At 44.3% G+C, this 11,526-nt stretch carries 11 protein-coding genes and 1 tRNA gene; 8 read left to right on the forward strand and 4 right to left on the reverse strand.

Annotated elements, in window-relative coordinates; translation table 11 throughout:
* Both LRM50_RS03220 and LRM50_RS03225 read right to left on the reverse strand, forming a co-directional pair.
* Complete coding sequence (locus tag LRM50_RS03220; protein ID WP_243809850.1) at positions 1 to 723, reverse strand: type 1 glutamine amidotransferase; 723 nt, start codon at positions 721 to 723, stop codon at positions 1 to 3.
* Entirely contained in the window at positions 723 to 1,985 is a 1,263-nt protein-coding gene (locus LRM50_RS03225) for a Mur ligase family protein (RefSeq protein WP_243809851.1), read from the reverse strand. Before LRM50_RS03225 ends, LRM50_RS03220 begins: the two co-directional genes overlap by 1 nt.
* Before the next feature lie 26 nt (positions 1,986 to 2,011).
* On the opposite strand from LRM50_RS03225, the gene LRM50_RS03230 reads away from it, so the two are divergent.
* Together LRM50_RS03230 and LRM50_RS03235 are read left to right on the forward strand one after the other, a co-directional pair.
* Positions 2,012 to 2,410, forward strand: a complete 399-nt coding sequence (locus LRM50_RS03230; RefSeq protein WP_243809852.1) for a hypothetical protein — start codon at positions 2,012 to 2,014, stop codon at positions 2,408 to 2,410.
* Positions 2,401 to 4,851 carry an AAA family ATPase gene (locus tag LRM50_RS03235; RefSeq protein ID WP_243809853.1) on the forward strand — a complete coding sequence of 817 codons (2,451 nt, stop codon included), beginning with the start codon at positions 2,401 to 2,403 and terminating at the stop codon, positions 4,849 to 4,851. The genes LRM50_RS03230 and LRM50_RS03235 overlap by 10 nt, the downstream gene beginning before the upstream one ends.
* Before the next feature lie 70 nt (positions 4,852 to 4,921).
* Here LRM50_RS03235 and LRM50_RS03240 read toward each other — a convergent pair.
* Positions 4,922 to 4,998, reverse strand: a tRNA-Arg gene (locus LRM50_RS03240).
* A 54-nt stretch (positions 4,999 to 5,052) separates the two neighbouring features.
* On the opposite strand from LRM50_RS03240, the gene murB reads away from it, so the two are divergent.
* The 6 genes from murB to LRM50_RS03270 all read left to right on the forward strand — a co-directional run bounded on the left by murB (position 5,053) and on the right by LRM50_RS03270 (position 10,154).
* Positions 5,053 to 6,078 carry a UDP-N-acetylmuramate dehydrogenase gene (gene murB, locus LRM50_RS03245; protein WP_243809854.1) on the forward strand — a complete coding sequence of 342 codons (1,026 nt, stop codon included), beginning with the start codon at positions 5,053 to 5,055 and terminating at the stop codon, positions 6,076 to 6,078.
* Between the two features lie 41 nt (positions 6,079 to 6,119).
* The gene (locus LRM50_RS03250; RefSeq protein WP_243809855.1) at positions 6,120 to 6,605 is read left to right on the forward strand and encodes a prepilin-type N-terminal cleavage/methylation domain-containing protein; all 486 of its coding nucleotides are present in this window, start codon (positions 6,120 to 6,122) and stop codon (positions 6,603 to 6,605) included.
* The gene (locus tag LRM50_RS03255) at positions 6,593 to 7,057 is read left to right on the forward strand and encodes a type IV pilus modification PilV family protein (RefSeq protein ID WP_243777982.1); all 465 of its coding nucleotides are present in this window, start codon (positions 6,593 to 6,595) and stop codon (positions 7,055 to 7,057) included. Before LRM50_RS03250 ends, LRM50_RS03255 begins: the two co-directional genes overlap by 13 nt.
* A complete protein-coding gene (locus tag LRM50_RS03260) occupies positions 7,044 to 7,889 on the forward strand; it encodes a type II secretion system protein (RefSeq protein WP_243809856.1) in 846 nt (281 codons plus the stop codon). Before LRM50_RS03255 ends, LRM50_RS03260 begins: the two co-directional genes overlap by 14 nt.
* Entirely contained in the window at positions 7,886 to 9,640 is a 1,755-nt protein-coding gene (locus LRM50_RS03265; RefSeq protein WP_243809857.1) for an RCC1 domain-containing protein, read from the forward strand. The genes LRM50_RS03260 and LRM50_RS03265 overlap by 4 nt, the downstream gene beginning before the upstream one ends.
* A gap of 79 nt (positions 9,641 to 9,719) precedes the next feature.
* Positions 9,720 to 10,154 (forward strand): prepilin-type N-terminal cleavage/methylation domain-containing protein, encoded by a 435-nt coding sequence (locus LRM50_RS03270; protein WP_243809858.1) that lies wholly within the window; start codon positions 9,720 to 9,722, stop codon positions 10,152 to 10,154.
* 63 nt (positions 10,155 to 10,217) lie between these two features.
* On the opposite strand, the gene LRM50_RS03275 is transcribed toward LRM50_RS03270, so the two are convergent.
* Positions 10,218 to 11,486 (reverse strand): serine hydroxymethyltransferase, encoded by a 1,269-nt coding sequence (locus tag LRM50_RS03275; RefSeq protein WP_243809859.1) that lies wholly within the window; start codon positions 11,484 to 11,486, stop codon positions 10,218 to 10,220.
* Between the last annotated feature and the right edge of the window lie 40 nt (positions 11,487 to 11,526).

An 11,526-nucleotide genomic window follows, 5' to 3' on the forward strand; every position in this document is an offset into this window, starting at 1 on the left:
TTATCTGGATAATTTTAACGCTATCTCTCTCGCTTTATCCGCCAAAGTATCGTCAATTTTTTCCAGCCCCGAATCCGAACTTACGCCGCGTCGCTCTAGCGCCTCGCCAATAAGAAAATCTGCAATTTGCGGGTTTTTGGGCAGAATCGGACCGTGAAGATAGGTAGCAATTATGTTGTTGTAGCGAGCACCTTCGTTTGCGTCGGTCATATTATTGCCGGCGCCTTTAATAACTTGCCCAAGAGGTTTGGCGGTCTTATCTAAGAAAGTTTGTCCGCTGTGATTTTCATAGCCAACGATATCTCCAAATTCCTGACTTTTGATGACAATGTTGCCAATCATCCGCTCGTCGCCAGCAATCGTTTCAATTGGCAGAATGTTAGCGCCAACAATTTCCTCGCCCTTGAGCGTTCGGAAAAATCGACCAAATAATTGGTACATTCCGCAAATCATCAACATCGGCACGCCGTCTTTTGCTAATTGTCGCAGTTCGTCAGCCCGTGCTAGAAGGTCGTTTTGGATAATCGTCTGCCCAGAATCTTGTCCGCCGCCGCCAACAAAAATATCAATTTTAGAAAAATCCGTTGAATCGCCTGGATTGTGATCGATAATCTCAACTTCGAAGCCGCGTCGTTCTAATCGTTTTTTCAGGACTAGTGTATTGCCCCAGTCGCCATAAAGATTCATATCTCGCGGGTAAAGTTGTGCAATTGTTATTTTCATTATGATATTTCCTCCACGTCGGTTTTTTCGCTCAGTAGGCGACGAATTGCTGTCATGGCTGTGTAGCTACAAAAAATCTGTTTTGGCTCATCGGGATTGACATTAATGAAATCCTCCAGAGCTTTCGAAATATTGGTGTCAATTTTCCCAATTAAAATGTCGTCATATTGAAGTCGCAAAGCCATATCGTAAGCACGCGCACCGCTGATCATCGCTACGTTTTTTAATAGCGAAAAATCGACGTCCCAGAACCAACTTACATCTCGTCCGTCGGCGTAATTGTCATTAACAGCGATCATCGTAGCACTATTATTTTTGGCAAACGACAGAAGCGCCAACCGAAAGCCACTTGGATTTTTCACTAAAATAAGCTCAATTGGCGTGCCATTCAGGTAGATCGTTTCGCCACGACCAAACGCCGGCTTTATGTTTTTCAACGCAGATAAAATCGTATCGGTAATTTCCGGTCCCGCTATTTGTCGAGCCAGGGCAACCGCTGCCGCCGCATTGAGAAGATTGTAAACTCCAGTGAGTTGCAGATCTACGTCAATTTCTTTATTGTCAATTTGAAAAGTAGCCTGTTGAGCGTTAATCTTTTTCAATAAAACATCGGCCGTCACGCTTTGATTTGCGACTGCGTTTCCGTATTTTAGGGTGTCGTCCGTTGGCATCAATTGAAGTAATTCGCTGGTTGTACCGAAGAAAACTTTTTTAGCCTGAATATGTTCGCTAATCTTAAAAATTCGTGGATCGTCGCGGTTGAGAACGACAGTGTCGCTGGTGGCTTCAGCGATTTTTTGAAGCAATGCGGCTGTATTGTCAATTTCTCCAAATCTGTCCAATTGATCGCGCATAACATTCAGAAGCAGGGAAAAGCGCGGACGAACAATTTGCACGAATTTAACCGCCCAAGCCTCGTCCAGTTCCAGAACCGCAATATCAGCGTCCAGCTTGCCGCGGATATTAACCTCATCGAGTAGCGCTGCTGCCACGCCTCGGGAAAAATTGCTACCAGTACGATTAGTGAAGACTTTCAATCCGACCGATTCCAACAACTCTACAACAATTTTTGTCGTAGTCGTTTTTCCGTTAGTTCCGCTGATAATCACCACGCCTTGCGGCAAATCTGCCAACGTTCTCTGAATAAATTTTGGGTCAATTTTTTCAATCACCAAACCCGGCAAGGCTGAACCGCCACCGCGTAATTTAGCGACTTTCTTGACGCTTTTGCCAATAATAGTACTAATCATCTGTCTTGCCATATTGTCTATTATACTCTGCCGGGCCGATGTGCTACAATATCAATATGTTTTTGGTGGGTATCTTTCAGTGGTGGTATGGCAATGGCTTGTTGCAATATATCCGACAAAGTTTTCTGGGGGTTTTACGAACCGCGGATTTTTTCTCAGTCGGGCTACTTTTGAAAACCTTATTCAATCCGTTTCGCCAGATTTCAGCTGCTCCAGTTGGCGGCGACTTATCTGTGCAGCTATCTGCGTTTTTTGACAAAATGTTCTCGCGAGCAATTGGTGCGGTGGTGCGCTCCATGGTGATAATTGTCGGGATATTGATGATATTGCTACGATTTTTATGGATGATTGTAGGAATTATTATGTGGCTGGCGCTGCCGCTGATGCCGTTTATCGGAATTATTTTATGGCAAATGGGAGTTTCTGTATGGAAATAGAGCCGAGATTTAATTACGACAGTTTGCGGGCTCAGAAGGCGCGATTTTCTGTAAGGTTTGGTAATGCTTGGCATATCGTGGCGATAGCTGTCGGCATTATGATGGTTCTACTTGGTTTGTGGTCGTTGATTGAACACGGGGCGATTGGTTGGCTATTATTTGGTCTGAGTGGTCCGATGATTATGGTGTCGATTTGGTGGGAAAAAGATCTTAAGACGGCAGAAATTAGTAAAAATCCTAAGACAATTGACGATGTGATGGCGGCGGACGTTTTGGGTAAATTGCCGCGCAGACCGACGCCGATTGATATTGCCGAGGCGATTACAGGCACGCGAGCCGGTCAGTTTTTGTCGGTGCGATTAGGCTTAACGCCGAATTTTTTGAGCAATATTTCCGTTGACGATCCTGATAGGACTGAGCTGGTCTGGAAAGCGGCAATTGATATTTGGAAGAGCACAGATAGCCCAAAGATCACTAGTGCAGTTTTGGCGGCGGCAATAGTTAAGCAGTTGCCGCAACATGATTCTTTGCTGGCGAATATGAAGATCGATTTTCATGATATCGAGGAGGCTATTCGATGGTATGAGCGAATCAAGGCGCTGATTGACCAATATAAAGAGAAGCCGCTAAATACGGGCGGAATTGCTAGGGATTGGTCTTTTGGTTATACGCCACTGCTGAGTCGATTTGCTCAGAATATTAGTGTCAGTGTATCTGGCGGCGCGTTTACAACTAAGTTGGCTGCGCATGAGGAAGCGTTGGGGCAGATGCTTAAAACGTTTAGTTCTGGCGGGCGGCAGAATATTACGCTGGTTGGTGCTGACGGTGCGGGAAAAAGCACCGTCGTGTCGGCGTTTGCGGAAATGCTGATTGACGGACATCGAGGCGTTCCTGGTTCGCTGATGTATCAACAAGTTTTTATGCTGGATGCGTCTTCGTTGATTAGCGTGGCGTCGGGTCGCGGGGAATTGGAAAATCTAGTCACGATGATTTTGAACGAAGCTTTTCTGTCGAAAAACGTGATTTTATGTCTGGACAATGCGCAATTATTCTTCGAAGAAGGCGTTGGTTCGGTTGACCTGAGTAATGTGTTATTGCCAATTCTGGAGGCAGGCAGACTTAGGACGATTTTAACGATGGACGATCAGCGATTTTTGCAAATTTCCCAGACTAAGCCGCAGCTTGCTCACGCTTTGAACACAATTGCAATTCAGCCGTCAAATGAACCCGAAACTATGAAAATTATGCGCGATCAATTGGTTTTATTTGAGGCGCAGCATAAAGTGACATATATGTATCAGGCGCTGGCGGAGGCGTATCGTGTTGGCGGTCGTTATGTTCAAGATTTGGTGATGCCAGGTAAGGCGTTGAAAATTTTGGAGGCAGCAGCAAGTTATGCGAGTGGTGGGCTGGTGACCGCACAGTCTGTGGATGACGCAATTGAAAAGACTCTTGGCATAAAAATTTCAGTAGCATCTTTGAGTGACGAAAAGGAAAAATTGTTAAACTTGGAGTCATTAATTCATCAGCGAATGATCAATCAAACGCGAGCCGTGACAGTTGTTTCTGACGCTATTCGCCGCGCGCGTACAGGTGTTAGAAATCAGAATCGACCGATTGGCGCATTCCTGTTTCTTGGTCCGACTGGTGTTGGTAAAACGGAGCTTTCGAAAGCTTTGGCGGATGTTTATTTTGGCGGCGAAGGCAATATGATTCGCTTGGATTTGAACGAATTTGTCAGGCCGGATGACGTGGCTAGGTTAATTGCGGATGGCGCGAGAGACCCAGGAAGTTTGACCGCTCAAGTACAGAAGCGTCCGTTCTCTGTCGTGCTTTTGGATGAAATTGAAAAGGCTCATCCACAGGTCTTGACGACGCTTTTGCAGCTTTTGGATGAGGGAATATTGCGTGACGAAAATAACCGAGAAATTAGTTTTCGCGATACGATTGTAATTGCGACGTCAAATGCTGGTGCGGATAGAATTCGTGAATATATTGAGCGGGGCTATCAATTGGAGCAGTTCGAGCAGACATTTATTAACGAGTTGATTAATGCCAATTTATTCCGCCCAGAGTTTTTGAACCGTTTTGATGAAATTGTTTTGTTCCGTCCGCTAGGAAAAGAGGAGTTGCTGCAGGTTGTTGATTTGATTTTAGCGGGAGTTAATAAGACTTTGGCGCCACAAAAAATTCAAGTTGCAGTCGAGGAAGAAGGTAAGAAATTGCTAGTCGAGGCTGGCTATGATCCAAGATTGGGAGCTCGTCCGATGCGCCGCGTCGTTCAGCGAGCTGTCGAGAATACTGTCGCCAAGCAAATGCTGGCGGGAACTGTCGCGCCTGGCTCAACTACAATTATCACCGCTGATCAAATTCGCCAAATTTTAGGTTCGCAATCCGCGCAAATGCCGTCAGGAATTCAAAATCCGCCATTGAATAGCTAGCTCAGCCGCTCGACTAGTGTTTTTATGATTGTCATTATAAATAAAAACCCGTCATAATGACGAGCTATTTTGGTACACCCGGCAAGATTCGAACTTGCGACCCCTTGGTTCGAAGCCAAGTACTCTAATCCGCTGAGCTACGGGTGCGTATGAAGTTATTATAACATAGATGACGTGTGAGTAAAATGATATACTATATGCATGGACGTTATGACTAATATATCACTGAAACAATACACAACTATGAAATTGGGAGGTGAGACTCGCTATATGGCGACAGCGGATTCTGCTGGTGATGTTGTGTCGCTATATCGTAATGCCCGAAAGGAAAATTTGCCGATTTTTGTGTTGGGTGGTGGCAGTAATGTGATTACGCATGACGAGGTTTTTGAGGGAATCGTACTGTTGAATAAGATTAAAGGTTTTGAGGTTATCTCTGAAACTGACGAAACAACTGATGTGAAAATTGGTGCGGGCGAAGTCTGGGATGAGGTTGTTGAGAAGGCTATTGAGCTTGGACTTCAGGGAATTGAGGCTATGTCGGGAATTCCTGGGACGGCTGGAGCTGCGCCGGTCCAGAACGTTGGGGCGTACGGTCAAGAAATTGCCGACACGTTGATTAGTCTGGAAGCTTACGATTCAAAAACCGACACAATTGTAACTATTTCCGCTGACGAATGTGATTTTTCTTATCGAAACAGCATTTTTCGCGACAAGGAAAAAGGGCGATATTGCATTCTGAATATTACTTTGCGACTAAATAAATCAGAGCCGAAACCGCCGTATTACGCTTCTTTGCAGAAATATATTGACGAGAATGATATTCGTGAGGTCAATTTGTCGGTGATTCGCGTGGCAGTTCTTAATATTCGTTCGGAAAAATTGCCAGATCCAGCGGAATTGCCAAGTGCAGGTTCTTTCTTCAAAAATGCGCTGGTTGAAAAATGGAAATTGGAAGAATTGCAAAAAGAATATAGCGACATTCCAAATTATGCGATGTCCGACGGAAGATATAAAATCCCGACAGGTTGGTTGATAGATAAGGCTGGCTTAAGGGGTTATCGCAGTCACGGCATGCGAGTTTACGAAAAGAACGCGTTGGTACTCGTGAACGATTCGGCAACAGGATATGATGATTTGGCGGCGATTCGTGAGGAAATTGTACAGATTGTCTTTGACAAGTTCGGTATAAAAATTGAGCAAGAGCCGCTAGAACTTTCCCGATAATAAGCATATGCTTTTTTGTAGATTTGCGCTACAATATTGATATGAATCGTGGGACGGGTGGCTATACGATAATAGAATTGGCGATAGTAGTGGTGGTTGTTGCAATTTTGGCTAGCATTGCCTTTGTTGGTGGTGGAAGATTTTTGAACTTAACCAAAGATCAGGAGCAGAGGGCTGATGTGTCTGAGCTGTCTTTGAGGTTGGAGCGATATTACAAGTATAAAAATGTTAGTGCTATCGGACACGAATATCCCTCCTGTGCTGATTTAATTAAGGATTTTTCGTCAATTGTAGGAAGTGATTCTCTGAAAAAGGAGATGATCAAGTGTAATCGTAGTGATTGGGCTGGCGGTAGTAATGGTGAGTTATTGTATGAAGCTTCGAATGTGGATGACGGCGATTGCACGAAGCCTGCATCCAGTCCTGTGTCTGATGTTGTAGCGGTAACTTGTGTGAAATATAGCATTATATATAAAGAGTTTTCAACAGGAGTAGAGAAGAAGGTGGATAGTATATGGCGCGACTAGCGGAAAAAAGTGATGGATTTACTATTGTTGAGGTAGCGGTGACGTTGGTTGTAATTAGTATTTTTTTGATTGTTATTTTGAGTATGCAAGCGCAAGTTAGCCAAATATCAGTCATGAATGCCCAGTACAACAAGGCGAGTCTTCTGGCATATAATAATATGCGTCGTTACGCAAATGATTCCGCTCCGTCTTGGTTTAAATGTACAGACCCTCCTCCAATCTTTAGGGCTCCGGGTTCTAGATATAAAGTTGAGGAAAGTGTGGGTAATATTGACGGGTTACCAGGAACGGTTAAGCAGGAAGTATATGCATCAGCGCCATACGGATGTAAGAGTGGAACAGTTAGCCTGGGGATGCCGGTTAAAGTGGAGTCTATCGTAGAGTATGGATTGCCAAGTTCTGGTGTGGGTAGTGGAAAGAAGGTGGTACATGCGACATATGTGGCGTTCTAATGAGGGGGGCTTTACCGTAGTCGAATTGGCAATGGTGATGGTTATCATTGCAATGGTTGTCGGCGTATTTAGTCAGATGTTAATTTCTGCAAACCAAAGTGCGTCTATCAGCAAGGCAAAAGCCGAGATTAGTCGAAATATGCACAATTCCATGGATGCAATTGAAACTGACGTACGTCAAGCTTCGCGCTTTAAGGTGAGCAGTCGCGATGGGGAAGATACTTTTGCTACGGATAAAAATTTCGCTGGCTCGACGCCCAGGGAATGGGGATATAGAAGTAATCCGTATTCAAGTAGCGCCATTACTGACCCCGAAAAGAACTCACTTATATTGCTTCAATATGCTGCAAATATGGGGCGCGGCGCTGATTCTAGGGAGATTGTGTATCTAAGAACTCCGAAGTTTGACTGTGGAGCAAATAAGACTCAGCAGCCGAAGTATAAAAAAATAGTCATATATTTTTTGAAGAATAGAGAGCTGCATCGGCGGACTATCTATAATGATTTAGTTGATTTCTCCAGTTATCCTCCAGCGCCATACTCAGGGTCTGCTGCGGGATATTTCTGTATGAATAGTCTGGATGCTGATAAGTTTAAAGATCGAGCTATGAAGCTTCGTGAGGATTCGATTTTGGCAACTGGAGTTTCGGAATTTAAGATTAATTACTATGATGGAAAAACGCTAATAAGCAAAAATAGTGACGCTCCAGATAGCGATAAGAAAGCTCTTGATGGCGCGGATAGTGTAGAAATTACTCTGACAATTCAATCACCTAGCAAGCAAGTTTCTGATTCGCAAACCTTAACAATACGAAAGATAAATAACCTATGATTCAACAAAAAAATGGCTATTCCTTGGTGCTGATCATACTTATGAGCACTTTTATATTGGCGCTTTTGGCTGGCGCCATGAGGGTTGTTACTCAGTCGTATATTTACTCTCAGGAAGAGTACTATTATAAATTAGCCCAAGAAGCTGGCGAGGCGGGTACGGCTTACGCTAATGCTTGTTTGGATGCTAATAAAGCTGAACAATCATGGAGTTCGGCTCCTGGTGGGATTGGGCCACTTCACCCAGAAACCAATTGCAAGGGGGCTGTAACTTTTCCTGGTAATAGATATGTATTTGAGAATAGTAAGTTAAGAACGACTTTTGAAGTCGGTGATTTGGAAGCGTCAACTAAAAGAGCAGCCTTGTCAGCTGCTACTGCTCAGATTTCATCTGTGGGTCGAGTTGAAATAACAAATGGTAGCGGTGTTGTTCTAAAGACTTATGTCGCTGTTGTAAAAAAATCAGTTACTTGGCCGGCTGATATTGACGCAACGCGTACAGTAAGCGGCACCAACCGTACGTGTGCGATTCTGTCGAATAATGTATGGTGTTGGGGTAAAAATAATATGGGGCAATTGGGTGATGGAACTACCAGCAACTCTAATATTCCAGTGAAAGTTCGTTCTGTTGGTGATATGAGGAATGGCGAGATTATTGATGTTTTTACAGCACAGCACCATAGTTGTGTATTAACTAAATCGAGTACTGGTAGGAGAATATATTGTTGGGGTGATAATAGATCTGGACAACTGGGCAATAGTGATTTTGGTGGTAGCTATTCTGCTGTACCAATTGAGATTAAAGTTGTTAGCCCGGCTGCAATCTCGGATTTTTCTGGAGATAAAATTAGCGCAATTGGAGGGACGGGTGATACTTCGTGTGCTATCGCATCAGGTAAGGTGTACTGTTGGGGCGGGAATGACAGGGGGCAATTAGGCTACGGTAGTCCAGGTAGTCCTGGCTATAGCGCAGTACCAGCGATGATTAATTCGGGCGGACTCAACAGGATTCCTAATAATTATTCCGCCACTAAGTTATCGACTGGTGGATCTCGTTCACGGACTATGTGTGTTATAACTACTGAAAAAAGGGCTTACTGTTGGGGGCAGGCTAAGTTTGGGCAGCTGGGTGTTGGTCCAATAACTGGCGATAATTATAGTCGAGCTACTCGAGTTAGGGGATTGGAAGATGTGACCGACATATCTCAGGATGGATATTGGTGGGAAAAAGATCCTGATTATGTAACTCACACCTGCGCTATCGCCAATGCGGGCAGGGTATATTGCTGGGGTGGCGCTGGACGCGGACAGGCTGGATCTCTGGGGAGTGGTACTCCTAAAAAGCATATTGAGCCGGAGTTGGTTCATGGTTTGCCTGGGGTGGCTTTGCAGGTTGAGGTTGGTATTTCTCATTCTTGTGCTTTAATGAATAATGGCGGAGAAAATGAAGTGTATTGCTGGGGAAATAATGAGATGGGTCAACTGGGGGCAAACATGGAATATAAGAATCCTCCTGACGGAATTATATGGACATATAAACCTAGTCAAGTTAAGGACGGGCTGCCTGCGGGAGAGAGGATTGTTAGTTTGTCAGCCGGAGCTAACCGCGGCTGTGTTATTATGACAAATAAACGCTCGTACTGCTGGGGGTTAAATAATGAAGGACAAATCGGTGATGGTACTAATGTAGATAGGATTAGTCCAACAGAGTCTTTATTCTTGCGTCCAACGCAGAATCGATACATATATTAAAAAAATGCTTGCGCTTTTAAAAACGTTGTAGTATTATCGAATTACAAATTAAAATAATATATTTAGGGGGCACATTATCGTGACTACAAAGAATATAAAAAATCAAGGTTTTACACTAGTTGAGCTTTTGATCGTTATCGTGATCATTGCAATTTTGACAGTCGTTTCTTTGGTTGCATACAACGGTTTGCAAAACCAGGCAAAGACATCTGCTGCTAAATCTGCTGCTGACGCCGTTGCTAAGAAAGCTGAGCTATACAATACAGCAAAGAGTAGTTATCCAACTGGTTTGGGAGACATAACAAACGCAGCTAATTCTGGCGAACCATACTACTTGGACGCAAATACAGTTAATGGAGGTTCTCTCACTGCTGGTACTCCTCCTACTGCAGGAGCTAACACTATTGAGTATGTTCCATGTCCGACTACGGGTACTGCTACGGGTGCGCACGTTAAGTACTACAACTTCTCAAATAATACAGTAGAAGAGCGAAAAATCGGTACTGGCTGTTAATTAGCTAAGTATATAAATAAAACTCCGGCGTTATGCCGGAGTTTTTTTATGTGCGGGTTTACATTAAATATCGCGTAGAGTATGGCAGAATTCTACGACTTCTTTACGTAGTTCAGCCAACTTATCGTCATTATCGCGACTATCTATTGACCGCTTCATCCATTCCGCGATTTTTTCCATGTCGTCTTCTTTGGCGCCTCGCGTTGTGACAGCTGGCGTGCCTAAGCGGATACCGCTTGGCCTGAATCTTGGTAGTGGGTCGTCTGGAATCGCATTAGCATTCAGTGTCAGACCGATTTTATCCATGGCGATTTCCGCTTCCTTGCCGTCAATGCCGAAACTGCTGTGAATATCTGCCAGAATCAAATGGTTGCTAGTGCCGCCAGTTACCAGCTTAAAGCCGCGCTTTTGCAATTCTTCCGCCAGTCTTTTTGCATTTTTAACGATTTGCTCGGCGTAATCTTTGAATTCTGGCTGTAAAGCTTCTCCAAATGCTACGGCTTTTGCAGCGATGGTGTGCATGTGCGGTCCGCCTTGCGTGCCAGGGAATACTGCTCGATCAATCAACGTAGGTAAATTCTCGAGAGTTTTCTCTGGTTTTTTCAATGGATTGCCAACTATTCCTCGACTAAGAATCAACCCGCCTCGTGGTCCACGCAGAGTTTTATGAGTTGTTGTGGTAATTACATGAAAGCCATAGTCGAACGGGTTTTTGGCAACGCCACTAACGATTAGCCCCGCAATATGGCTCATGTCTGCCATTAGCATAGCGCCAACTTCGTTGCCGATTTCAGCGAATTTTCCGTAGTCTAACTCTCGTGGATATGCTGAAAATCCTGCCAGGATAATTTTTGGCTTGTGCTTAAGTGCTAATTGGCGAATTTCTTCATAATCAATTTCGCCAGTGTCGATATTTTTTATACCATAGCGAATGAAATTGTATTCTCTGGCGCTACGAGTAACCGGGGCGCCGTGCGTAAGATGTCCGCCGTGAGCCAAATCCATAGCCAGAATAGTATCGCCAGGCTCGCACCAAGCGTAATAAACTGCCTCATTGGCTTGCGCGCCAGAATGTGGCTGGACGTTAGCGTGATCTGCTTTGAAAAGTTTCTTAGCGCGGTCAATCGCCAGCTGTTCGACTTGATCGGTGTTTTCTTGTCCGCCGTAATAACGCCGGCCAGGATAGCCTTCTGAATATTTATTAGTGAAAACACTACCAAGCGCCTGAAGCACATCTGACGAAACGTAATTCTCGCTAGGAATCAGTTCCAGGCCGTCCGTTTGGCGCTTTTTTTCTGCTTTTATAAGTTCTTCAATTTGCTTGTCTTTCATGACTAAACCTCCGTTAATACTTATTATATCATTGCTTATA

Origin of the sequence: Candidatus Nanosynbacter sp. TM7-053, assembly GCF_022828375.1 — a bacterium.
Classification (GTDB): domain Bacteria; phylum Patescibacteriota; class Saccharimonadia; order Saccharimonadales; family Saccharimonadaceae; genus Nanosynbacter.

Bases quoted from the DNA above. Each gene is read 5' to 3' on its own strand.
- LRM50_RS03220 (WP_243809850.1), bottom strand. From the start codon at position 723: ATGAAAATAACAATTGCACAACTTTACCCGCGAGATATGAATCTTTAT.
- LRM50_RS03225 (WP_243809851.1), bottom strand. From the start codon at position 1,985: ATGGCAAGACAGATGATTAGTACTATTATTGGCAAAAGCGTCAAGAAA.
- LRM50_RS03230 (WP_243809852.1), top strand. From the start codon at position 2,012: ATGTGCTACAATATCAATATGTTTTTGGTGGGTATCTTTCAGTGGTGG.
- LRM50_RS03235 (WP_243809853.1), top strand. From the start codon at position 2,401: ATGGAAATAGAGCCGAGATTTAATTACGACAGTTTGCGGGCTCAGAAG.
- murB (WP_243809854.1), top strand. From the start codon at position 5,053: ATGGACGTTATGACTAATATATCACTGAAACAATACACAACTATGAAA.
- LRM50_RS03250 (WP_243809855.1), top strand. From the start codon at position 6,120: ATGAATCGTGGGACGGGTGGCTATACGATAATAGAATTGGCGATAGTA.
- LRM50_RS03255 (WP_243777982.1), top strand. From the start codon at position 6,593: ATGGCGCGACTAGCGGAAAAAAGTGATGGATTTACTATTGTTGAGGTA.
- LRM50_RS03260 (WP_243809856.1), top strand. From the start codon at position 7,044: ATGTGGCGTTCTAATGAGGGGGGCTTTACCGTAGTCGAATTGGCAATG.
- LRM50_RS03265 (WP_243809857.1), top strand. From the start codon at position 7,886: ATGATTCAACAAAAAAATGGCTATTCCTTGGTGCTGATCATACTTATG.
- LRM50_RS03275 (WP_243809859.1), bottom strand. From the start codon at position 11,486: ATGAAAGACAAGCAAATTGAAGAACTTATAAAAGCAGAAAAAAAGCGC.